This is a genomic window from Bifidobacterium sp. W8114 (assembly GCF_016101165.1).
In the GTDB taxonomy this organism is placed as follows: Bacteria; Actinomycetota; Actinomycetes; order Actinomycetales; family Bifidobacteriaceae; genus Bombiscardovia; species Bombiscardovia asteroides.
This window is the reverse complement of record NZ_JACFRA010000004.1, coordinates 289,819-313,556: the sequence shown is the minus strand read 5'-3', so window position 1 is coordinate 313,556 and position 23,738 is coordinate 289,819. Positions and strand designations below refer to the sequence as shown.

Below are 23,738 nucleotides of genomic sequence, written 5' to 3'. Positions count from 1 at the left end.
AAGGAGCAGAAGATCCATGAATAGGAATACAGGACCGATTTGGGTTGCAACCACTCGGCGGCAGGCCATGCAGGAGCAGCACTTGGCTGTCTCCGACCTGGAGGCGTCAACCGATCTGGAATGCACCGGTGCCGAATTGCAGGCTCTGCGAGGGTTTGGCGGCTGCTTCAATGAGTTGGGGTGGCTGCCCTTGCAGGAGCTGGGGGAGGAGAAACGTGAGGGGGTCATCCGTGAGCTCTTCAGTCCGGACGAGCTGAATCTGACCTTCAACAGGACGCCGGTGGGTGCCAACGACTTCGCCGCGAGTTGGTACAGCTACGACGAGACCGACGGCGATTATGACCTGGAGCATTTCAGCGTCGACCACGACGAGCGGACCCTGATTCCGTATATCCGCCAGGCTCAGAAGTATCAGCCGAACATGGGACTGTTCGCCAGCCCCTGGAGTCCGCCCACCTGGATGAAACGGCCCAAGGTCTACAATTTCGGGCGGATCGACATGAGCGAGCGCAATCTCACTGCATATGCTCGCTACCTTCTGGAATATGTGCGCGAATATGACCGTCGCGGCATCCACATCGACCAGCTGCATGTACAGAACGAGGTCTTCGCGGACCAGAAGTTCCCCTCCTGCCTCTGGTCCAGCGAGGACATGCGCATCTTCATCCGTGATTATCTGGGGCCCCTCTTCGCCAAAGAGGCACCGGATACGGCCATCTTCCTGGGGACCCTCAATGGTCCCGAGGATATGAAATTCGGCCCCGAAGGCATGATCCTGGAGAACTACAACCGGTACGTGGACAACATCCTCTTCGACGAGGACTGCCGCAGGTATATTGCCGGCATCGGTTACCAGTGGGCCGGCCAGCATGACATCGAGCGCACCCATCAGTCCTGGCCTGAGGTTGAGTTGGAGCAGACCGAGTCCGAATGTGGCATGGGCGGCAACACCTGGGAGTACGCCGAATATATCTTCTCGCTGGTCAACCGTTATCTGCGGGCCGGAGCTACCTGCTACACCTACTGGAACATGGTCCTGGGCCAAGGCATATCCACCTGGGGCTGGCGGCAGAACTCCCTCTTCTCCATCGACACCACCACCGGCCGGGTCAGTCGGAATCCCGAGTACTACGTCATGCGCCACTACTCGCACTATGTACGCCCGGGCGCTCGGCTGCTGGATACTCGCGGTCATTTCAGCTCCATGGCCACAGCCTTCGAAAATCCGGATGGATCGGTTGTTGTCGTGGTCCAGAACGCCCTGGATCGCGCCATGCCCTTCTCCTTCTCCGGGCCGGGAGGGGATAGCGAAAGGAGCCAAGGTTTCCAGGCAACCTTGGAGCCGCGATCCTTCAACACCTTCGTCCTATGAATGTAGACCTGTAGATCGAGATTGGAGTTCATCATGACAGACAATGCAGTCCGAACCAAGGACCATTCGGTTTCGCAGGGCATCACGCGCCTGCCGGACAGGCTCATCTTCGGCTGTGCCTACTACGACGAATACATGCCCTATGAGCGGGTGGACAAGGATATGTCCATGATGAAGTCCGCCGGCATCACCACCATTCGTATCGCCGAATCCACCTGGAGCACTCTGGAGCCCCAGCCTGGCGTATTCGACTTCAGCCATGTGGACCGTGTGCTGGATGCTGCTGAACGCTTCGGCATTCAGGTCATCGTGGGCACACCCACCTATGCCGTCCCCTCCTGGCTGGTCGCCATGCATCCGGATGTCCTGGCGGACACCCCCAAGGGCCACAACCGGTATGGGGCTCGCCAGATCATGGACATCGTCAATCCTTCCTACCGGTACTATGGCGAGCGCGTCATACGCAGGCTGATAAGCCATGTGGCCGACAACCCCCAGGTGATCGGCTACCAGGTCGACAACGAGACCAAGTACTACGACTGCGTATCCCCCGACATACAGCGCCTCTTCGTCAAGGATCTGCGGCGGCGCTTTGACGATGATCTGGACCGTCTCAATGCGGCCTTTGGCCTGGACTACTGGTCAAACAGGATCGACTCCTGGGAGGACTTTCCCGATCTGACCGGGACCATCAATGCATCGCTGGGTTCGGCTTTCGACCGCTTCCGTCGAAGCCAGGTCAGCCGCTACCTGGCCTGGCAGGCTGGCATTGTGCGCGAATATGCCCGCGAGGACCAGTTCGTCACCCACAACTTCGATTTCGATTGGGGTCCTGGCTGGTCATACGGTGTTCAGCCAGCCGTCGATCATTTCGAAGCGGCCGGATGCCTGGACGTGGCCGGTGTGGACATCTACCATCCCACCGAGGACTACCTGACCGGCAAGGAGATTGCCTTCGGCGGGGACATGACCCGCAGTCTGAAGGGTGGCGCCAACTACCTGGTTCTGGAAACCGAGGCCCAGGGGCAGAACGGCTGGCTGCCCTACCCAGGGCAGTTGCGGCTGCAGGCATACAGCCATCTGGCCTCGGGGGCTGACGGGGTCATGTACTGGCACTGGCATTCCATCCACAACTCTTTTGAGACCTACTGGAAGGGGCTGCTTTCGCAGGATATGGAACCCAACCCCACCTATGAGGAGGCCGGCCGGTTCGGCAGGCAGATAGCGCAGAAGGGTGTGGGGGAGCGTCTGATCAACCTCCAAAAGCGCAACAAGGTCGCCATCATGGTGGGCAACGATTCCCTGACCGCCCTGGACTGGTTCTCCCTGGAGACCGGCTTCCCCCGTAAGCAGGGGCAGATCTCCTACAACGATGTGGTCAGACGGGTCTACGACGCCCTCTTCGAGCTCAACATCGAGTGTGATTTCATCAGCGACAAGGCCGACCAGTCCCGGCTGGGCCACTATGCCATGGTCGTGGTTCCCGCCTTGTACAGCACCAATGAGGATACGCTGAAGGCACTGGCCGATTATGTCCGTCAGGGAGGTCACCTGGTGGCCACGCTGCGCTCCTTTGTGGCGGACGAGAACCTCAAGGTCTGGCATGACAAGGCTCCGCACCTGCTGACCGACGTGTTCGGCATCGACTATAACCAGTTCACCCGTCCCGGCAAGGATCTGAGCCTGGATCTGCGTGGGGCCGACCAGGCCGGACCTGCCTGCCAGGGGCTGATTGAGCTGCTGAATCCGCGCCCCGGCACTCAGGTCCTGGCCTCCTATGACCATCCGGTCTGGGGACGGTATGCGGCTGTGACCCGTAATGATTACGGCAACGGGATCGCGGAGTGGATCGGCACCCTGCCCTCGGCCCAGGGCATGCGGATGCTGCTTTCGGATGCGGCGGATGCGGCTGGCTTGAGCGGTCCTGCCCGGGACCTGGCTGGCCTGGTCACCGTGCGGGAGGGCATCAACGCCCGGGGAGAGCGGGTCGCTTACCTGCTCAATTATTCATCCAAGGAGGTCAGGCTGGACACGCCCTACGGGGGGCATCTGCTGGTGGCTGACGGGCAGGCTGATCCTCAAGCGCATGTGGATCAGGGCCAGTCCATGACCATTGGACCCTGGGATCTGGCGGTCATCGTTCGATAGACCGGCTTCAGTCTGACCGGTTTCAGACTGACCGGACGCCAATATGAGCGGATCAGTGCTCAGTAAGAAAGGAAGGTGCCCAGATGGCATCAAGAAAGTTGACGGAGGACCTGCCCTACCGCGATCCCGACCTGAGCGTGGATGAGCGAGTGGCCGACCTGCTGGGCCGGATGACCCGCGAGGAGAAGGTGGGCCAGATGATGCAGGTGGATGCCCGCCAGGGGGTCGACAAGGAGGTGGTGGATCAGCACGCCGGGTCCCTGCTGCATGTCTCTCCGAAGAACATGATCAATGCTGACAAAGCGGTCCACCGCACTCGTCTGGGCATTCCCCTGCTGATCGGCGACGACTGCATCCATGGCCATTCCTTCTTCCGAGGGGCCACCATTTTCCCCGAGCAGTTGGGCATGGCAGCCTCTTTCGACCCTGGACTGATTCAGCGGATGGGGAGGGCCACAGCCCAGGAGGTCGCCACAACAGGCGTCCACTGGACCTTCTCTCCGGTGCTTTGCATAGCCAGGGACACCCGCTGGGGCCGGGTGGATGAAACCTTCGGTGAGGATCCCTTCCTGATCGGCGAGATGGCCTCGGCCATGGTGCGCGGCTACCAGGGCGGATCAGCCATGACCGGAACCCTGCCCAAGGATGCTGTTCTGGCCACGGCCAAGCACTTTGCCGGCTACTCCGAGACCCAGGGCGGGCGTGATGCCTCCGAGGCCGACCTTTCGCACCGCAAGCTGCTCTCCTGGTTCCTGCCGCCTTTCGAGCGCCTGGCCAAGGAGGGAGTAGCCACCTTCATGCTGGGCTACGAGTCCATCGACGGGGTTCCGGTCACCATCAACAACTGGCTGCTCAACGACGTGCTTCGAGGGGAGTGGGGATACCAGGGCACTCTGATCACCGACTGGGACAACGTTGGCCGGATGGTCTGGGAGCAGAAGGTGCAGCCCGACTACACCAGGGCTGCTGCAGCCGCCGTCAAGGCAGGCAACGACCTGATCATGACCACGCCCGGCTTCTACCAGGGAGCCTTGGATGCACTGGATGCCGGGCTTCTGCACGAGGAGGACCTTGACCGGGCGGTCAAGCACATCCTGGCTCTGAAATTCCGCATGGGACTCTTCGAGGATCCGCGGTTGCCCAACCCCGAGGCCCAGAAGGCGGTCATCAATTCACCGGAGCACCAGGAGCTCAATCTTCAGGTGGCCCAGGAGTCGGCGGTTCTTTTGAAGAACGACGGCATCCTACCCCTGTTCGGTGGGGTGGGTGCCGATGGCCGTCCTGGTGATGATTCAGCACATAGCATCGCCTTGGTGGGTCCGCTGATCGATGATGCCCAGAACCAGCTTGGGGACTGGGCCGGCGGCTCGGGTCAGTGCGACTGGATCAAGGACCAGCCGCGGGAGATGATCTCGACCGTGGCCGACGGTCTGCGCCAGGAGTTGCCGGAAAACTGGCAGCTCAGCTGCGAGCAGGGCGTCGACGTGCTCCGTCTGGTTGACGACCCGGCGGGCAAGCTCTTCCCCGACGGCCAGCCCAGGCCCAAGGTGGCGGCCCCGGCAAAAATCGATCAGGCCCGTTTCGACAGGGCTCTGGACCTGGCCGGACAGAGCGACCTGGTGGTTGCCGTGGTCGGCGACGTGGTCCAGCTGGTGGGCGAGGGCCGTTCGACTGCCACACTGGAACTCTACGGTCCTCAGCGCGATCTGCTGGATGCCCTGGCGCAGACGGGCAAGCCCATGGTCATCGTGCTCATGTCCTCCAAGCCGCTGATCCTGCCCCCGTCCGCACAGTCGGCCAGGGCTCTGATCTGGCAGCCCGACCCGGGCATGCAGGGCGGTCGTGCCTTGGCCAGGATACTCACCGGCAAGGTTGAACCCACAGGCAGACTGCCCATCACCTTCCCCAGGCATGCCGGGCAGCTGCCGGTCTACTACAACCAGATCCGGGGCCAGCATGGAGACCGCTATGCAGATCTGACGCAGGATCCGGCCTTCGCCTTCGGTCAGGGTATGGGCTACACCACCTTTGCCTACGGAAAGCCACAGGTCGATGGACCGGATACCGTTGGACCCGAGGATACGGTCAGGGTGACTGTAGACCTGACCAACACCGGCAAGCGGCCAGGCACCGAGGTGGTCCAGGCCTATATCAGCGACCTGGTGACATCAGTCAGCTGGGCTGACCGCGAGCTCAAGGCCTTCCAAAGGATTCAGCTGGATCCAGGGCAGACCCGGAAGGTGGTCTTCGATCTACCGGTGTCCGAGTGGATCCTGGTCGATGCCGACTGCAACCGCAGGGTCGAGCCTGGTCAGTTCCAGGTGCTGGTGGGATCCTCCTCGCGCAGGGAGGACCTGCAGGCCGTGACGGTGACCGTGGACTGACCACCATCCGATAGCGGAACTCCTCGCGTGTTGGTTGCCCAGGGCCCTCGACCGCTCCTACCATGACAGCATGAGGAAAAGCGTAGGCGCTGGGTATGCGCACCTGTTGACGGTTCCAAATCCGCGGCATGTGGACAGCCTGGTCGACTACTTTAGACGAGGATCCAAACCACGTTCCCAGTGGCGTTTCGGTATTGAGATCGAGCATCTGCCGGTCCGCAACGACGGGTCCGATGCCCCGGTTCCCTATGAGGGGGAGCAGGGCATCGAGGCCCTGCTATCGGCCTTGGAGCCTTGCTACGACGGCGATAAGGAATATCGGGAGGACGGTCACCTGGTAGGACTGAGTCGTCAGGGCTGCGTGGTCTCACTGGAGCCCGGGAGCCAGGTGGAGTGCTCCCTGGGTGTGGTGCGGGACAGCCGGGAATTCGAAGACCTCTACCGTCGCTTCCGTGCCGAGGTCGACCCCATCGCCGAGCGGCTGGGGTTCCGGTTGGTCGAGTACGGGTACCGTCCGGCCGGGTCATACGCGGATGTGGGCGTCAATCCCAAGGAACGCTATGCGGTCATGAACACCTACTTGGGTCGCATCGGCCAGTGCGGGCCCATGATGATGCGCAGCACCGCCTCCACCCAGATCAGCATCGACTACCAGGACGAGGACGATGCCATCGGCAAGATTCGTCTGGGCACGGCCATCGGGCCTATCCTGGCCTACTTCTTCCGCAACACTCCAATCTTTGAGGGCAAGCCCAACCGCATGCCCCTGAGGCGTCAGCGGATCTGGGATTGGCTCGACACCCAGCGCACGGGTCTGATTCCTGGGCTGTTCGAGGATGGCTTCGGCTGGGAGGACTATGCCGTGGACATGCTCTCCACTCCGCTCATGGTGGCCGATGTCTCCCACACCCCGGAGGTGGAGGGGCCGCAGGGACAGCAGGTCTTCATAGCCTGGCATGAAAACGCCGGGGAGATCTATCCGGATCGGCGGCTCAATGATGCCGAGATAGCGCACATTTTGACCACGCACTTCAATGACGTCCGCCTGAAGAATTACATCGAGCTCAGGCACTGGGATTCACTGCCCATGAAACGTGCCAGCCGACTTCTTGAGGTCGTTGGTGGCATCTTCTATGACTCGGATCGATTCGCCGGACTTGCCACGCTCTTGGACGGGGTGAGCGATGAGGATGTGCTTGCAGCCAAGGCCGACCTGCAGGTTCGCGGCGGCAAGGCCAGCCCCTATGGTCGTTCCCTGGACTTCTGGCGGCAGGCGCTGGGCGCCGAGGACACCCTTGAAGATCTGCCGGGCGATCCGCGCCATCCCGATCTTTTCCAGTCCTGACGACTGTTTCGTTATGCGAACGGGCGAGACCGGTTTCCTGAGGATGGTATAATCTGGTCACCAATGGGCCTTGATCCGTCATCAGCGGGGAGCCCTCGGAAGAACAGGATCGCCTGCGGCGGTCCTCAGTAGAACCGACGGGTGGGCCCGCATAGCCCAGATCAAGCGGTCCGGCGCGGGTCATTGGCCGGGCAAGCGAGGTGGTACCGCGGTGGGCCCCATGTGTCCCTCGTCCTCGACATGGCGATATGAACGACCAGCGAGGAGCGTGAACGGTGAATCAGACCACTGATACCTCAGATGCGACAAGTCGGGATGGCGAAGTCTATCCCAAGGCGGTGGTGGACCCGGCTCTGGCCAAGGTGACGCCCAATCCCTCCTTCCCCCACATGGAGGAGTCCGTGCTGGACTACTGGGATCATGACGACACCTTCAACAAGTCGGTGGATCGTCGCCCGTCCGGTGATCACGCCGACAACGAGTTCGTCTTCTTCGACGGCCCGCCCTTCGCCAACGGCCTGCCCCACTACGGGCACCTGCTGACCGGCTACGTCAAGGATGTCATTCCCCGCTATCAGACCATGAAGGGCCACAAGGTCAACAGGGTCTTCGGCTGGGACACCCACGGTCTGCCCGCCGAGCTGGAGGCCCAGCGCGAGCTCGGCATCGACAGCGTGGATCAGATCGAACAGATGGGCATCGAGAAGTTCAATGACGCCTGTCGCGCCTCGGTGCTCAAGTACACCAGCGAGTGGAAGGACTACGTCCACCGTCAGGCTCGCTGGGTGGACTTCGACCATGGCTACAAAACCCTGAATGTCTCTTATATGGAGTCGGTCATGTGGGCCTTCAAGACCCTGTATGAGAAGGGCCTGGCCTACGAAGGCTACCGGGTGCTGCCCTACTGCTGGAAGGACCAGACGCCGCTGTCCAACCACGAGCTGCGCATGGATGCCGATGTCTATCAGGACCGGCAGGACACCACTGTTTCCGTGGCCGTCAAGCTCAGGGACGAGGATGCCTATGCGGTCTTCTGGACCACTACTCCCTGGACCGTGCCCACCAACCTTGCCATCGTTGTCGGCGCTGACATCGAGTACTCGGAGGTCAGTCCGGTGTCCGGACCATTTGCCGGCAAGCGCTTCTACATCGCCACGGCCCGTCTGGGCGACTACGCCAAGCAGCTGGGGGAGGACTACCAGGTGGTCCGCACCCTCAAGGGGTCACAGATGGAGGGCTGGCGGTACTGGCCGGTCTTTCCCTACTTCGCCGGAGAGCAGGCCGAATCCGAGGGCGGCACCCCCGGCCCCAATGCCTATACCATTTACACGGCCGACTACGTCGACACTGTGGAGGGCACCGGCCTGGTCCACCAGGCTCCCTATGGCGAAGACGATATGAACACGCTGAATGCCAAGGGCATCCGCAGCGTGGACGTCCTCGATGCTGGTGCTGTCTTCACCGAGCAATGCCCCGATTATCAAGGCATGCAGGCCTTCGATGCCAACATGCCCATCGTCCGCAACCTGCGTGCAGGCGACGGCCCCTTGGCACGGATTCCTGCCGAGCACCGCGCTCTCCTCTTCCAGGAGAAGAGCTACGTCCACTCCTACCCACACTGCTGGCGTTGCGGCACCCCGCTGATTTACAAGCCGGTCTCCAGCTGGTTCGTCTCCGTGACCAAGATCAAGGACCGCCTGCTGGAACTCAACCAGCAGATCAACTGGATCCCCGAGAATGTCAAGGACGGCCAGTTCGGCAAATGGCTGGCCAACGCCCGCGACTGGTCCATCTCCCGCAACAGGTTCTGGGGCTCGCCCATACCGGTCTGGGTCTCGGACGATCCCAAGCACCCCCGGGTGGATGTCTATGGGTCCCTGGATGAGCTCAAGCAGGACTTTGGCCGTTACCCGACCGATGACAAGGGGCAGATCAACATGCATCGGCCTTGGATCGATCAGCTGACCAGGCCCAACCCCGACGATCCGACCGGCAAGTCCACCATGCACAGGATCACCGATGTGCTGGACTGCTGGTTCGAGTCGGGCTCCATGCCCTTCGCGCAGTTCCATTACCCCTTCGAAAACAAGCAGTACTTCGAAGACAGGGATCCCTGCGATTTTGTGGTGGAGTACATCGGTCAGACCCGTGGCTGGTTCTACACCATGCACATCATGTCCACGGCCCTCTTCGACCGGCCGGCCTTCAAGAACGTGATCTGCCACGGCATCGTCCTGGGCTCCGACGGCCAGAAGATGAGCAAGCACCTGCGCAATTACCCGGATGTGAACGAGGTCTTCGACAAGTACGGATCCGATGCCATGCGCTGGTTCCTGATGAGCTCTTCCATCCTGCGCGGCGGCAACCTGGTCGTCACCGCCGATGGCATTCGCGACACGGTCCGTCAGGTCATGCTGCCGGTCTGGAGCTCCTACTACTTCTACACGCTCTACGCCAACGCGGCCAACAAGGGTGCCGGCTACCAGGCCCAGGCGCTGACGCCGGACCGGGTGGCGAGCCTGCCGGAGATGGATCGCTTCCTGCTGGCACGCACCCGTCGGCTGATCCAGTCGGTGCAGAAGGCCCTGGACGACTTCGCCATCTCCGAGGCCTGCGATGCGGTGACCGACTTCATCGATGTGCTGACGAATTGGTACATCCGCAACAATCGCGATCGCTTCTGGAGCGAGGATCACCAGGCCTTCGACACCCTCTACACGGTCCTGGAGGCTTTCTCCCGTGTTCTGGCCCCCCTGGCGCCCATGGAAGCCGAGCAAATCTGGCGGGGTCTGACCGGCGGCGAGTCGGTCCACCTGGCCGACTGGCCCTTCCTGGCCGACGAGGCCACCGGGCAGGAGACCCAGCTGGGACAGGTCCTGCGCGACGATCCTGCTCTGGTAGCCGCCATGGAGAAGGTTCGCGAGGTGGTTTCGGCCACCCTGGCCCTGCGCAAGGCCGAGCAGATCCGCGTCCGCCAGCCCCTGTCCCGGCTGACCGTGGTGGTTCGTGACCCCGATGCGGCCCGCCCCTACGTGGATGTGCTCAAGTCCGAGCTCAACATCAAGGATGTGGAGTTCTGCACCCTGGATCAGGCCGGCCGGCATGGCCTGCAAATCATCCACGATCTCAAGGTCAATGCCCGTGCGGCCGGACCCCGGCTGGGCAAGCAGGTCCAGTTCGTCATCCGTGCCTCCAAGCAGGGCGACTGGTCAGAGCAGGACGGACATGTGGTCGTCACTACCCCCGATGGACCGGTGGCCCTGGAACCTGGCGAATACGAGCTGGACAACCGGATCGAACAGGAGGATGGCTCCCAGGCCGACAGGTCGGCCTCCGCAGCTCTCCCCACTGGGGGTTTCGTCATCCTCGACACCCAGCTGGACGACGACCTCTTGGCCGAGGGCTATGCCCGCGATCTGATCCGCCAGGTTCAGGATGCCCGGAAGACCGCTGGTCTGGACATCGCCGACCGGATCCGGTTGACCTTGACTCTGCCTGCTGAGGATGCCCCCAAGGCCCAGCAGTTCAGCGACCTGATCGCTCGCGAGACCCTGGCCACCAACCTGACCGTCAATGCCGGCAATCTCGACCAGCCGCAGGTGGACCTGGTCAAGGCCTGATCATCGTTGCATACAAAGGGCTTCCATCCTGTATCGGATGGAAGCCCTTTGCTATAAGCTCTGCCTGGCTCGGTGCTCGTCTGCACCACGCTTGGCCATGCTGCCGGCAACCGCGATGGAGTACCGGCTGCTGATCAGCCTTTGACCTTGTCGCTGACCTGGTCCAAGGTCTGCATATCCTGGTCGCTCAGTTTCAGATGGGCAGCGGCCAGAAGGGCCGGCAGCTGCTCGGGGGTGCGTGCGGAAGCGATAGGGGCTGCAATCCCAGGCCTATGGTTGAGCCAGGCCAGGGCTACGGTGGCCAGTTCGACCCCGTGGGCCTTGGCGATGCCGTCCATGGCGGCGACCACATCCAGTCCCTCCTGGGTGAAGAAGTCCTTGACCATGCCCTCGCGCTTCTTGCCCTTGAGGTCGTCCAGGGTCCGGTACTTGCCCGTCAGGAAGCCCGAAGCCAGCGAGAAGTAGGGGAAGACCGCCAGATCCTCGTCCTTGGCAACCTGCATGAGGCCATTCTCATAGGTCCTGCGATAGACCAGATTGTACTGGGGCTCCAGGGCCACCGGCAGGGTCAAGCCCTCCTTGCGTGCAATGCTGAACCATTCACGAATCCGGTCCGGGGTGTAGTTGGACACTCCAATGGCCCGGACCTTGCCCTCCTTGACCAGTTTGTCGAAGGCTGCCGCAGTCTCCTCCAGGGGGGTGGAGCTGTCGTCGAAGTGGGCGTAGTAGAGGTCGATCACATCCAGGCCCAGCCTGAGCAGGGAGGCGTCGGCGGCGGCCTCAATGTTCCTGGCTGACAGGCCGGAGTACTGGGGGTGCTGGCTGACCTTGGTGGCCACCAGGACCTTGTCGCGGTTGCCGTTCTTGGACAGCCAGCGGCCCATGACGATCTCGGACTCACCGCCGGAGTGGCCGGGGGCCCATGCCGAATAGACGTCAGCTGTATCGATCAGGTTGCCTCCGGCTTCCGTGTAGGCGTCCAGGACCCGGTCAGATTCGGATTCGTCGCTGGTCCATCCGAAGGTGTTACCGCCCAGCACCAGGGGGAAGATTTCGGCGTCGATGCCGCGTAGTTTTGCCATGTTCATCCTTTCGAGTTGAAGCCTTGTTAAGCCGAGTCTATTACCGCTGGTGTGCCCGAACCGGTTATTCAGACGAGTCCATCATGTATGGTGAGGGGAGGAAAGGCCGGAATGGGGCGGTTTTAGGTCCGGCATCCAAGGGTTTTAAGCTCGAAGGAGAACACTCATGCATCTAGGCATCGCCATTGTGATCGCCGTGCTGGTTCTGGCGCTGATCATCTTCCTCCTGGGGATCTTCGTGGTGCCCCAGCAGCAGGCGGACGTCATTGAGCGCTTCGGCAAGTACCATCGGGTGGTGCTGGCGGGCATCCACGCCAAGATCCCCCTGGTGGATCGGATCGCCGCCAAGACCAACCTGCGGGTCAACCAGTTGAACGTCAAGCTGGAGACCAAGACCAAGGACAACGTCTTCGTCACTGTGGAGGTCTCCGCACAGTTCCGTGTGGAGGCGGCCAACGTGTCTACGGCATACTACGAGCTGGTCGACCCGGCGGGCCAACTGCGCTCTTACATGGAGGATGCCCTCAGGTCGGCCATTCCCGCCCTGAGCCTGGATGACGCCTTCGCCCGCAAGGACGACATCGCCTCAGACGTGCAGAAGACTGTGGGGAAGGAGATGCAGCGCTTTGGGTTCTCGGTCATCAAGACCCTGGTCACCGCCATCGACCCCTCCACCCAGGTCAAGCAGGCCATGGACTCGATCAACGCGGCCCAGCGCGAGAAGGAGGCCACCAAGGAGCGTGCCGAGGCCCGTCGGATCGAGATAGAGACCCAGGCCAGGGCCGATGCCGAGAAGACCAGGATGCAGGGCGAGGGCCAGGCCAACTACCGGCGTGAGATCGCCAACGGCATTGTGGACCAGATCAACAGCCTGCGGGCAGTGGGCATGGATATCGACGCCGTCAACAATGTGGTGCTCTTCAACCAGTATCTGGATGTGATGCGCTCGCTGGCCGAATCCGGCAATGCCAAGACCCTGGTCCTGCCTGCGTCAACCCCCGGTGGATACAACGAGCTCTTCAATCAGATGACCGCAGCGCTGATGACCGCACAAAGCACCCAGGGCAGCGCGGATCCCCGCCACGGCCGCAGGAGTGCGGGCACAGAGGGCGGGACCGGTACGCCGGTTCTGTAAGATCCAGTGAAAAGGAACAACTCCCCGCAAGGCAGAACCTGCGGGGAGTTGTTCAGCTTTCCAGGAAGTCGGCTATGGCCTCGGCGGCCCGATAACCTTTGTCGTACATGGCGTTGAGTCCCTTGAGCGACTTGCTCAGGGTGGTCAGTCCGCACAGGCTGTCCGGGGCCAGGATGAGGACCCGACCCTCCTTTTCGGCCTGTTTGGCCAGGGCCACCTCGTCGTTGTAGGTGCGGTAGCGCTCCATCAGGCGCTCGCCGGCCGCCGGATAGGTTCTGGCCAGGATTCGGGCGGGCAGGACATCCTTCTTCTGCTCTCGCAGAATATCCCTCTGGCGGGTCAGTACCAGGACAATGCGTTCATAGCCCTCATCCATGGCTTTGCGGACCGGGACAGGGTCGGCGATGCCGCCGTCCAGATAGGGCACGCCATTGATCATATAGGGCTTATTGGCCACAGGCACTGTGGATGAGGCCTTGAGGATGTCATAGTTGTCCTGGGCCAGGTCTGACTTGTCAAAGTAGACGGTGGATCCATCGGTGGCCTTGCAGGCCACTACGGTGAACAGGGCCGGGTTGGCCTTCAGCGCCTGGTAATCCAGCGGGCATTCCCCGTCATGGGCCGACAGTTTGCCGTAGACGTAGTCCAGGTCGACGAAGGTGTGCTTGGTCAGGAAGTTGCTCACGCTCGCGTACTCCTTGCGGGAGGAGTATACGGTGTAGAAGCGGTAGCAGCGTCTGAGCTGGCCCGACAGGAACGAAGCCAGATTGGCGCTGCCGGCCGAGACCCCGTAGCAGTGATCGAAGGTGATGCCCTGCTCCATGCAGAGGTCGAAGACGCCGGCGCCGAAGATGGACCGGTAGCCGCCGCCTACGTCAATGACGGCTGTTCCTTTGCGTGCCATGAGCACCTCGATTCCAGACAGATTCCGCGCTTGATGACAGCTTATGCGCGGACGTAGGACAAGCCGTTCAGGGGCGGCAGGAGGCCAGCAGCCGCTCGGACAGATCCAGCATTTCCGGTGAGGAATCGGAGTTGGCGATCTGTACCCTGCCCGGGTCGGGGCCTTGGTTGAGGGCATCGGCGTGGAGCAGCAGATCCTTGAGGTGGCGGGCCGTCCCAGGGTTGCCGTCGATCAGCGCAAGCTCCGGCGGGCAGATACGGGCGATGGATTGACGGAAGAAGACGAAGTGGGTGCAGCCCAGGACCAGGGCATCCAGGGTCTGCAGATCATAGGGGTCCAGGTAACGGTGCAGGGTGGCATCGACCAGTGCCTGGTCGTTCAGTCTGTCGGACTCCACAATGGTCACCAGGTCCGGGCAGGGCTGGGTGAGGATGGTGTGCCTGCCGGAGAACCGAGCCATCAGACGCGAGAACTTGGCCTCCTTCAAGGTCAGCGGGGTGGCGGTGACCAAAACCCGCTGGGGTTGGCCCCCGCCTCGTGTACAAGCCAGTTTCAGGGCCGGCTCCATGCCGATGACCGGGACCGGGTAACGTCGGCGCATCTCATCCACGCAGACGCTGGTGGCGGTGTTGCAGGCGATGACCATGGCCTTGACGCCCTGGTCCATGAACCGGTCGCCGATGACCTGGCAGCGCTGGGCGATCTGTTCCGGCTCCTTGGTGCCGTAGGGGGCATAGGCGGAATCGCCGAAGTAGAGCAGATTTTCTTGGGGCAGCAGGTTCTGAATGGCTGCGGTGACGCTCAGACCGCCCAGCCCGGAGTCGAAGATCCCGATCGGTGCATCTGATGCCATGTGATCCGCTCCTTTCGCAGCCGAAGAACCAGCCTAGTCTGTCGCCGAAGGGCCGTACGCTACAAGCATGAGTATTCCCCGGACTGTTTACAAAATGCAAGCCACCGGCAACGATTTCGTGGTCTACGCCGATCCCCGGGGGGATTTGGAACCTACGGCCGATCAGGTGCGATGGCTGTGCGACCGGCATTTCGGGGTCGGAGCCGACGGGGTGATCCGGCTGACCCACCCGGCCGATGTCAGCGACCTGAACCAGGAGCAGGTGGATGCCTGCGACCGCTTCGGCTGTCAGTGGTTCATGGACTACCGCAACGCGGACGGTTCCTTGGCTCAGATGTGCGGCAACGGGACGCGGGCCGTCACCCTCTTCGCCCAGAAGCAGGGGCTGACGCCGACCATGGAGGGCTCCTCCTTCCTGCTGGGGACCAGAGCCGGGGTCAAGCGGATCGTCTCGTGCAGTCCGATGAAGTGCGATGGCGATCATGTGTTCAAGGTCAAGGTCGGGGCATGGCGGTTGGGCCCGGTGGGGCAACAGCTGGTCGACGGCGGTGCTTTAGGCGGCTCGGCTCCCGGCACCATGGTGGATATGGGCAATCCCCATGCAGTCGTTCTGGCCTCAGCCGCTGCCGAATTGGAGGCTGGGGTGCTGCCCGGAACCGTGACCGACCTGTTAGCCAGAGCTGATCTGCCTGACCTGGCCAATCTGGATCTGTCGGCTCCCCCGCAGGTCAGGCCCGGGCTGGCTGAGGGGCAGAATGTGGAATTCCTACGTCTGGATGCCCTGGATGCCGACAATGGCAGCGGTCGGGCCACCATGAGGGTCTATGAGCGTGGAGTGGGCGAGACCTTGTCCTGCGGGACCGGTCTGTGCGCCAGCGGCGTGCTGCTTCGAGCTTTGACCGGTGTCGATCACTGGATCATTCAGGTAGGTGGAGGCTGTCTGAAGGTGGACGTGGATTCGCAGGATGCATGGCTGACAGGACCGGCCAGAATGGTGGCCCGTCTGACCCTGGAGCATGTGACCCTGGAGCATGTTCCCGGCTGCTGATTAGCCGAAGAGGGCGGATCCTTCCACAGCCAGGACGATGGTTGCCAAGGCTACCAGCCAGATCAGGTCGACCATCAGGTCGAAGTGCCGCTGGTAGTACGTCTGCAACCATCCTGGCCGCTTGTGCGGCAGATCCTGCTGGATGACCGTGGCGTGGCTGAAGGCCATGAATTGCAGGCTGGTGGCGAAGATCATGACCAGGCACCAGGGGCAGAGGGCGTGGATGACGAAGAGTGACTGGGTGAACAGCCAGAGTGCATAGGCCAGCGCAGCAAGCGAGGCCAGCCAGGTTCCCGCTGCCAGCAGCGTGGGCATCTTGATCCTGCACAGGCCAACTACCGCCAGCGTCAGGAAGACGGACTCGGCCATCAGTCCCAGAAAGGCGTTGGGGACCGGCAGTGTGCCCAAGCGAATCAGCTCGGCCTGGGGGGACTGGGCAACGGCGGAGCAGGAGACCACCGAGTTGATGTCACAGCTGAGCTGGCCCTGGGGGTGACGTGCCAGCTGGAGCGTTTCCGCTGACAGGACCAGGCTGGCGTAGAGCGTTGCGAGAGAGGCCAGGGCAGCAATCAGATAGCTGTAGAAGGATCTGGCCTCCTGCCGGGGTGGGGCTGACGATGTCGGTTCGCTCATGGGGTCCATCACCTCGATGGTCAAGAAGGTTCTCTGAGACGTGAACTCGTTCACGAGTTTAGGATGGAGGCATGACGCATGAGGATACTGCCACGGTTTCCGGCTGGGATCTGCACTGCCACACCGTGTTCTCCGACGGCACCGTGACGCCCAGGGGGATGGTTGAGCAGGCACAGCAGCTGGGTCTGGAAGGTCTGGCCATCACCGACCATGACACCAATGCTGGCTGGGATCAGGCTCGTCAGGCGGCCCAGGACCTGGCGATGCCCCTGCTGCCGGGCACCGAAATCACCGCGCAGGATGGTCATGTATCGGTTCACATGCTGGCCTACCTTTACGATCCCGAGGATCCGGTCATCGCCGGGCTTTTCGTCAGGACCAGGGAGGCCAGGTTGAGCAGAACCAGGACCATGGTCGAGCGGATCTCCAAGGATTACCCAATCACCTGGCAGGATGTGCTGGACCAGGTCAAGGAGGGTTCGAAGACCACGGTGGGCCGTCCGCATATCGCCGATGCCCTGGTCAAGGCCGGTGTCTATGCCGACCGGAGTCAGGCCTTTGCCGGGGTATGTTCATCCAGAAGCACCTACTACCTGCCTACGCCCTCGCCGACCACCCACCAGGTGCTGGCAGCGGTCAACCATGCAGGCGGTGTCTTGGTCATCGCACACCCCGGTGCGGTCAGTCGCAACCCCGTTCTGCTCTCCGACCAGCAGATCGCTGCGCTGGCCAGGGAGGGGCTTGGCGGCCTGGAGGTCTGGCACCGGGACAATCCGCCCGATCAGCGTCGACGGTTGCTGGCTCTGGCCCAACGCTGGGGGTTGCTGGTGACCGGAGGATCGGACTGGCACGGCCAAGGCAAACCCAATCGCATGGGGGAGAACAGCACCACTGATGAGGTTGTGGCCCGAATCGTAGACAGGGCCCGGGGGAGCCGCCCGGTGGCCTGGGCGGGTTAGCGGAACGAATCGGGGGCGGTCGGACCACAAGGACCCGACCGCCCCCATCAGGCGATCACAGCCTCAGTCGGAGGCGCCTCCCAGGACTCCGAAACCGACCGGATGGGTCGTATCTGAACCAATCACTGCATAGCCCAGGGACTCCTTGGGAACAATGATGTGCCGACCCTTGTCGTCTACCAGATCGATGGGTCCGCCCTCGTTCAGGGCCTGAGCGATGTGGGCAGCCACCTCGTCCGCCTTGTCGTTGGTGGTGAAGTTAACGGTGCGGGCCACGTTCTTGATGCCGAATTCGATATCCATTGCTACCTCCAAGGTTTTTCTCCGATGCCCAGACCTGCCGGTCCACGGATCTTCCGGTCTCATTATTCGCTGACCCCGGTGATTACGCTCTAAGCGTCTCCCTGATGCTTCTCCTGGGGAGAGCCGGTTTCCGGCGGTGATGCCGATGCCTGTCCGTCTGCAGTGAGCGTGGGGGTCTGCTCAGGCAGGGGCTTTCTGGGAAGGACGATGGTCTCTGCCTGATCGCTCGCAAGAGCCTGAGCTGATGAGGCATCATGCGGCTGGGAAGCAGCCGAAGGCTGACCGTCTCCGGACAGGCCTACGGATGAGCCGCTTGTTGTAGCCTTCGGATTCGCTTCGCCATTTGCATCCTCGTCGCTGGTGGCTGGGTGGCCGATGCCGCGGAAGTGATCGCTCAGGCCTGATTCCTCCTCCTGGGCAATAGGAGCAACAGCTGGGGGCTTGGACTTGTCATCGCTGTCAAGGTCTGTGGTCCGGTCCTGTCCGATGGGCTTATTCACGGCCTCGGAGTGGTCCATGGCGGTCTGGGCCAGAGCCAGGTCAGCCATTTCCACCCTGCTGATGGCGATGGTGGCCGAGCTTTCATCCAAGGCTTCTGTCGAGGCGGGGTCCGGCTCTGGCGCCTGATTCTCATGTACCTTGGCTGCGGAGGGGTCCTCAGCTTTATCATCGCCCAGCAGAGTGCCCACAGTGATGGTGGAGGGTGCGCCAGCGGGTGACGGACTGGGTGTCTGCTGCTGGCGACGGGCGCGCCGGTCCTGCTCGTGGTCGCCCAGCTGCTGGGCCAGACGTTCCACCTGTGCCTTGAATTGGATGATCCGCTCGTTGTCCGCATGATCCAGGGCGGTGATGAACTCGCCCACCTGCTCCATCTGCAGCCAGAGATTGGCCCGGAGCATGATCAGGTCGTCCAGCCGGGCCCCCATCATCCTGCCGTAGGCTGCAATGACGGCGTTGCGGCGGGACCCGTCCAGCTTGGCGAAGATCCAGGCCAGGTCGCGGGCAGGATCGTTGACCTGCATGTCCTGCCATCCGTAGACCCCGCTGAGTCCGGAGCCTGAATAGAGTAGATCGCCGTCGGAGAAGCCTCCGTGCACGGTGCAGGTTTCAAAGGACCAGAGTCCGTCGGTCGCCACGATGGAGGCCCAGGAATCGGTGATTTCCTTGGGCACGTGGCCGTCCATGCGCAGCCGTTTGATCCATCCGCGCAGTTGGGCCGCAATCTGGGCAGTGGAGAAGGCCGGATAGCCGTGGGTTTTCAGAAAATCAGGGCGTACCCGATGGATGGCGCCGATGGCGGTGCCTGCGGCGGTGCATTCGTTCAGGGTCAGCAGGTGGAGGGGACGGATTCTGCCCGGGCAGTGGGTCATGACGGCAACAGCTGTGGTGCCGGTCGGACTGTCGGCCCTCTCGCCGGGCTGATAGGCCAGGATGCGCTCGACCCGGAAGCCCATGGCCGCCATCTCCTTGGCATCGGCCAGGGCCTGAGCCGCCTTGACCCGAGCGGCCAGACGGCGCTTGCCGGCCTCCGAGCCGGTGGCCCAGACGTCGTAGACGTTGCCGGTCGCGTCCTGGACCACGGCACAGTCCACGCCCTGTGCACGGTCCAGGCTGCTGAGCTGGTCACAGTCCCGTGCGCCGGTCATGGGCACCTCGGGCATGGCGGCCGACGCCAGGGCGGCCAGGGTCAGCTTCGTTCGTTCACTCACATTCCCAAGGATAATACAAGGACTGCTGTGGATAGGGTTGCCCACTTGACCACGTGGGCACGCCGCTGTCGGTTCCGGTACCGCCCTTTGACACAATGGAGTTGTGCATGAGGATGAGGAACGATTGCTGGAGGGTCTGGATCCCGCCCAGCGGCAGGCTGCTACCGTGCTTGACGGGCCTGTGCGGATTGTCGCTGGGGCCGGGGCTGGCAAGACCAGGACCATCACCCGGCGGATGGCCTATGCCTGCGCCAGCGGCAGCTGGGAGCCATCCAGAACCCTGGCAGTGACTTTTTCGGTCCGTGCTGCAGCCGAGATGCGCGATCGACTGACCAAGCTTGGCGTGTCGGCCTCCCTGCAGGCGGCGACCTTTCATTCGGCGGCCCTGCATCAGCTCAGGCGGGTCTGGCCCCAGGTCAGCGAGACCTACCCTCCCGATTTGATTGAGGATGTGGGTCCCCTGGTGTCCTCCGCCTACCAGCGGGTCTGCGGGCAGGAGGCCGACCCGGGGCAGGTCAGGGACCTGACTGCGGAGATCAACTGGGCCAAGGTAGGGCTGATTGCCCCCCAGGACTACGTACGGGTCTGCTCAGCCAGTCACCGCCTGCCACCGGCCGGTCTGGAGGCTGATCGGATGGCCGATCTGTACACGGTCTTCGAGAGATCCAAGGCCGCTCATAATCAGATGGACTTCAACGACATTCTTCTGCTGGTCTGTCACATATTGGAAGAAGGTGGCCAGGCTGCTGCAGACATCAGAGACCGAATCGGCTGGCTGACCGTGGACGAGTACCAGGATGTCTCGCCCCTGCAGCACCGGCTGCTCAAGCTCTGGCTCAACGGCAGGCAGAACCTGTGCGTGGTGGGTGACCCGGCCCAGACCATCTACTCTTTTGCTGGGGCCACCTCCTACTACTTGCTGAACTTCCCCCAGGAATTCCCGGACATCAAGGCTGATCTGGACTTGTCCACCGACTACCGGTCGACGGGTAGGGTGGTCCATTACGCCAACGGCATTCTGGCGCGCTCGCCGGTGCGTGATGACTATCTGAAGCTGACCTCGGCCCGTCCGGAGGGCAGCAGGGTTGCAATGACCCGTTACGAGGACGATGGCGATGAGGCCGGGGCCGTGGCCTCCCGTATATCCTCCATGATCAAGAAGGGGGCCCGGCCCGGCCAGTTTGCAATCCTGACGCGGATCAATGCCCAGCAGACCCTGGTCTGCCGTGCCCTGCACGAACGTGGAATTGGTTACCGGGTACGCACGGAGTCTGGCTGGCAGAACCAGTCGGTCAATCTGAGCAAGCAGGAGGTGCTGGAGCAGCTGGAGGGCGGTATGGGCCAGGGTAGGGTCACGGTCTCCACCATTCACGCCGCCAAGGGGTTGGAGTTCACCCATGTCTTCATCGTGGGCTGTGCCGAGGGGCTGATTCCCTTTGGTTCACCGCCGGAAGGGGATGTCCTGGAGGAGGAGCGCCGTCTCATGTACGTAGGGGTGACCCGGGCCGAGGACACACTCCACCTCTCCTATGCGGAGCACAAGGATGGCAGCGCTTTCGTCCGACGCACCCCCAGCCGATTCATTCACCGCTGAGTGCCATCGCCTCGGCCTTCGCATCGTAGTGGAGAGGGAGTGCGATTCAGGCTTGGTTCTTGCCTGAATCGCCACTGTCTGAGTCGTTCCGATCCGGGTGGCCGTCGTCGGTGTCCTGGGAATCCGTGCCAGCGCTCATCTGATTGCCGGGAGTCTCGTGGTCTGAATGCTCCTGGTCATTGGAACCGTCGGAGTCTGCAGGGGCGGTCGGATCGGTAGAGGGCTCCTTCTCCTCGTCATTCAGCAGTTTGTCCAGCTCGGCATCCCAATCCACCGAGGTGGTGGGAGTGTCGGCCTTCTGCTCGGATTGCCCCTCTGCAGAGATCGGTGCTCCACCCTCGTCGGCTTCCTCCTTGATGGGCAGGGAAGGCAGCAGATCAGGATGGGACCAGTGGTCGTCACGGCCCTGTACCCCCTCGTCGGCGGTGATGCGCTCCCAGAGATCGGCAGCCTCGCGCAACCGCTTGGGATGAAGATGCAGGCCCAGCAGGGACTCGAAGGTCTGTTCGGCCGGCCCTCCCACGGCGCGCTCGCGTCGGGTCATTTCCCGCAGTTGCTCCAGATGGGGCAGGTGGGCCATGCCGGCGTTCCAGACCACACAATCCACCCAGCCGTCCACCAGGGCCAGCAGGTCGCCCAGGCTGTGCAGGGCCTCCTTCTGCTCAGGGGTGTCCTCGATGCCGACGTTGCTGAGATTGATGGCACCGGCGATGGATTCGGGGTTGATTTGCTCAGCATCGCGCAACTGATCCTCCACAGCGTCCAGGTCGATGGAGACACCTCGGGCATACTTGCCGATCAGGGCCTCGAAGCGCGGCATCAGCCAGGGGACGGCGGCGTAGAGCCGGGCGTGGGCGGCTTCCTTGAGGGCCATATAACGGGTGACTTCGTCCAGATCCAGATCCAGGGATTTGGCATAAGCCTTGATGTTCTGTGGGATAAGGGCTCCGGCGGGGTTCTTCAGCAGCGGGATGCCCTGGTCGAATCCTCCGCGGACCTCCTTGGCCAGCTCGCCGGCGGCCTGCCCCAGCTGCATGGCGAATGAGGTGTTCCCCAGCAGTCTCATCAGCGTAGTCGGATCCTTGAGATTATCGGGCAGGGGGATGGGCACAGGTCCGGCGAACATCCCCGAAATCTCGCCCTGGTCGAAGCCCTGGAAGCGCTGGCTTATGACGGAGGTCAGCGCCTCGCTGACCGCCTGGGCAACCGGCGAGGCGAACTGAACCCAGGCGTCGATGCTGCCCTCGATCCATCCGGCACGGGTCAGAGCTTCGGTTTGGCCTGGGGCGGGGTCAAAGGCGCAGACGGTATCCAGCCAGAGGTTGGCCTCGCTCATGACCCGGGCCACCCGGTCGCTGTCCTCGGCTGTGACTGTGGTATCGGACTGGTCGACCCTGGTGCGCCCCAGGGCGATGTTCTTGGCCAGTGAAACGTTGATGGGCCCCTGGTCGGCCTGGGCTTTCATGTCGGCCGGGGTGTTCAGCCCTCCAGCAGTGAAGGCCTGAATCAGGGCCTGGACCTCGGCGGGTTTGGGCAGCTGATCGGCTCCCTGGGCCGCCATCTGGGAGCGGATGGACTCAGGCAGCTGCGAGAACTGACTCCAGGCCAGCTCGCCCTGCACCGGGCCGAAGCACTCGATGAGCCATTGGTGGATTGCATTCTCGTCCATTGCTTTGTTTCCAGTCCTCGCCAAGGCAGGTCGTTCGCCGTCAAGGTTGGCGCCTGCCGGGATTATCGTCTTCATCAACCATAATATTGGAGCTATGACACTTCCGCACGGGAAATCGGATCACTGCGCCACAGGCGCACCCGAAAGGCAAATCGGGACGCTTGGCGGACCCACCCGCAAAATGCTGGTCGGCGGTCTTCTGGTCATTCTGGCTATCTTGGTGCTTTTCCTTCCCTCGCCTTATACCATCGAGACGCCCGGCCCCACCCAGGATGTGCTGGGAAGTTCAAAAGGCTCACCGGTCATCAAGGTGAAGGGCGGCCAGGTCCACCATGACAGGGGCCGCCTGCTGATGACCACGGTCAATGCCCGCGGAATCCCCGGCTACCCGGCTTCCAACCTGGATGCCCTGGTGGGCTGGGCCGACCCCCACGCCACGGTTCTTCCCCAGGAGGCTGTGGTCCCTCCCGGACAGAGCGTTGAGGAGTACAAGCGTCAGGAACAGGGCGATATGCATGGCTCACAGCAGGCCGCATCGGCCCAGGCTCTGGCCTTCCTCAAGGCCCGAGGATATGACGTTTCAGGCCTGCAGTTCAGCATGAGGGTGGCCGACATCGGCGGTCCCTCGGCCGGGCTCATGTACACCCTGGGGGCCATCGACAAGATCACACCCGAACAGGAGACCGGAGGTCTGACCATCGCCGGAACCGGCACCATGGATCAGAAGGGACGGGTCGGGGCCATCGGCGGCATCCAGCTGAAGATGTTGGGCGCCAGGCGAGACGGCGCCACCTGGTTCCTGGCCCCGGCGGCCAACTGCTCACAGGTGACAGGCCATGTGCCACAGGGGCTGCGCGACGTGCGGGTGTCCACCTTGGACGAGGCTTACAAGGCCCTGGTGGCCATCGGCCATGGCCAGGGGGAGGGGCTGCCCCGCTGCACAGCCACCAAAGGCAGATAAGACAAGGCCGGCCCAATTG

At 62.6% G+C, this 23,738-nt stretch carries 17 protein-coding genes; 10 read left to right on the top strand and 7 right to left on the bottom strand.

Annotation, left to right across the window (positions count from 1 at the left end):
- Positions 1 to 16: 16 nt before the first annotated feature.
- The 5 genes from H3T89_RS07370 to ileS all read left to right on the top strand — a co-directional run bounded on the left by H3T89_RS07370 (position 17) and on the right by ileS (position 10,869).
- On the top strand, positions 17 to 1,372 hold the full coding sequence (locus H3T89_RS07370) for a glycoside hydrolase family 30 protein (protein ID WP_415873473.1): 1,356 nt from the start codon (positions 17 to 19) through the stop codon (positions 1,370 to 1,372).
- Between the two features lie 33 nt (positions 1,373 to 1,405).
- Complete coding sequence (locus H3T89_RS07365) at positions 1,406 to 3,520, top strand: beta-galactosidase (protein ID WP_269749212.1); 2,115 nt, start codon at positions 1,406 to 1,408, stop codon at positions 3,518 to 3,520.
- A gap of 83 nt (positions 3,521 to 3,603) precedes the next feature.
- Entirely contained in the window at positions 3,604 to 5,904 is a 2,301-nt protein-coding gene (locus H3T89_RS07360) for a glycoside hydrolase family 3 N-terminal domain-containing protein (protein ID WP_198216654.1), read from the top strand.
- A 70-nt stretch (positions 5,905 to 5,974) separates the two neighbouring features.
- On the top strand, positions 5,975 to 7,249 hold the full coding sequence (locus H3T89_RS07355; RefSeq protein WP_198216653.1) for a glutamate-cysteine ligase family protein: 1,275 nt from the start codon (positions 5,975 to 5,977) through the stop codon (positions 7,247 to 7,249).
- A gap of 275 nt (positions 7,250 to 7,524) precedes the next feature.
- Positions 7,525 to 10,869, top strand: a complete 3,345-nt coding sequence (ileS, locus tag H3T89_RS07350; protein ID WP_198216652.1) for a mupirocin-resistant isoleucine--tRNA ligase — start codon at positions 7,525 to 7,527, stop codon at positions 10,867 to 10,869.
- Positions 10,870 to 11,003: 134 nt separating this feature from the next.
- Here ileS and H3T89_RS07345 read toward each other — a convergent pair whose 3' ends face one another.
- Complete coding sequence (locus tag H3T89_RS07345) at positions 11,004 to 11,951, bottom strand: aldo/keto reductase (RefSeq protein WP_015021507.1); 948 nt, start codon at positions 11,949 to 11,951, stop codon at positions 11,004 to 11,006.
- 166 nt (positions 11,952 to 12,117) lie between these two features.
- Between H3T89_RS07345 and H3T89_RS07340 the strand changes: the two genes are divergently transcribed.
- Entirely contained in the window at positions 12,118 to 13,086 is a 969-nt protein-coding gene (locus H3T89_RS07340; RefSeq protein WP_015021508.1) for an SPFH domain-containing protein, read from the top strand.
- Between the two features lie 52 nt (positions 13,087 to 13,138).
- On the opposite strand, the gene H3T89_RS07335 is transcribed toward H3T89_RS07340, so the two are convergent.
- Together H3T89_RS07335 and murI are read right to left on the bottom strand one after the other, a co-directional pair.
- Positions 13,139 to 13,990 carry a patatin-like phospholipase family protein gene (locus H3T89_RS07335; RefSeq protein ID WP_198216651.1) on the bottom strand — a complete coding sequence of 284 codons (852 nt, stop codon included), beginning with the start codon at positions 13,988 to 13,990 and terminating at the stop codon, positions 13,139 to 13,141.
- A 67-nt stretch (positions 13,991 to 14,057) separates the two neighbouring features.
- A complete protein-coding gene (gene murI / locus H3T89_RS07330; RefSeq protein WP_198203748.1) occupies positions 14,058 to 14,843 on the bottom strand; it encodes a glutamate racemase in 786 nt (261 codons plus the stop codon).
- 67 nt (positions 14,844 to 14,910) lie between these two features.
- Between murI and dapF the strand changes: the two genes are divergently transcribed.
- On the top strand, positions 14,911 to 15,891 hold the full coding sequence (gene dapF / locus H3T89_RS07325) for a diaminopimelate epimerase (RefSeq protein ID WP_198203749.1): 981 nt from the start codon (positions 14,911 to 14,913) through the stop codon (positions 15,889 to 15,891).
- Here dapF and H3T89_RS07320 read toward each other — a convergent pair whose 3' ends face one another.
- Entirely contained in the window at positions 15,892 to 16,524 is a 633-nt protein-coding gene (locus H3T89_RS07320; RefSeq protein ID WP_198216650.1) for a vitamin K epoxide reductase family protein, read from the bottom strand. It abuts the gene before it with no gap.
- 71 nt (positions 16,525 to 16,595) lie between these two features.
- On the opposite strand from H3T89_RS07320, the gene H3T89_RS07315 reads away from it, so the two are divergent.
- A complete protein-coding gene (locus H3T89_RS07315) occupies positions 16,596 to 17,483 on the top strand; it encodes a PHP domain-containing protein (protein WP_198203751.1) in 888 nt (295 codons plus the stop codon).
- A 63-nt stretch (positions 17,484 to 17,546) separates the two neighbouring features.
- On the opposite strand, the gene H3T89_RS07310 is transcribed toward H3T89_RS07315, so the two are convergent.
- Both H3T89_RS07310 and H3T89_RS07305 read right to left on the bottom strand, forming a co-directional pair.
- A complete protein-coding gene (locus tag H3T89_RS07310; RefSeq protein ID WP_015021514.1) occupies positions 17,547 to 17,786 on the bottom strand; it encodes a DUF3107 domain-containing protein in 240 nt (79 codons plus the stop codon).
- Positions 17,787 to 17,875: 89 nt separating this feature from the next.
- The gene (locus tag H3T89_RS07305) at positions 17,876 to 19,495 is read right to left on the bottom strand and encodes a phosphotransferase family protein (protein ID WP_198216649.1); all 1,620 of its coding nucleotides are present in this window, start codon (positions 19,493 to 19,495) and stop codon (positions 17,876 to 17,878) included.
- A gap of 103 nt (positions 19,496 to 19,598) precedes the next feature.
- Between H3T89_RS07305 and H3T89_RS07300 the strand changes: the two genes are divergently transcribed.
- Positions 19,599 to 21,089, top strand: a complete 1,491-nt coding sequence (locus H3T89_RS07300; RefSeq protein ID WP_332461015.1) for an ATP-dependent helicase — start codon at positions 19,599 to 19,601, stop codon at positions 21,087 to 21,089.
- 46 nt (positions 21,090 to 21,135) lie between these two features.
- Here the strand turns inward: H3T89_RS07300 and H3T89_RS07295 are convergent, their stop codons facing one another.
- On the bottom strand, positions 21,136 to 22,758 hold the full coding sequence (locus H3T89_RS07295; RefSeq protein WP_198216648.1) for a zinc-dependent metalloprotease: 1,623 nt from the start codon (positions 22,756 to 22,758) through the stop codon (positions 21,136 to 21,138).
- Between the two features lie 94 nt (positions 22,759 to 22,852).
- On the opposite strand from H3T89_RS07295, the gene H3T89_RS07290 reads away from it, so the two are divergent.
- Positions 22,853 to 23,719, top strand: a complete 867-nt coding sequence (locus H3T89_RS07290; RefSeq protein ID WP_110416937.1) for a S16 family serine protease — start codon at positions 22,853 to 22,855, stop codon at positions 23,717 to 23,719.
- The last annotated feature ends 19 nt before the right edge of the window (positions 23,720 to 23,738 follow it).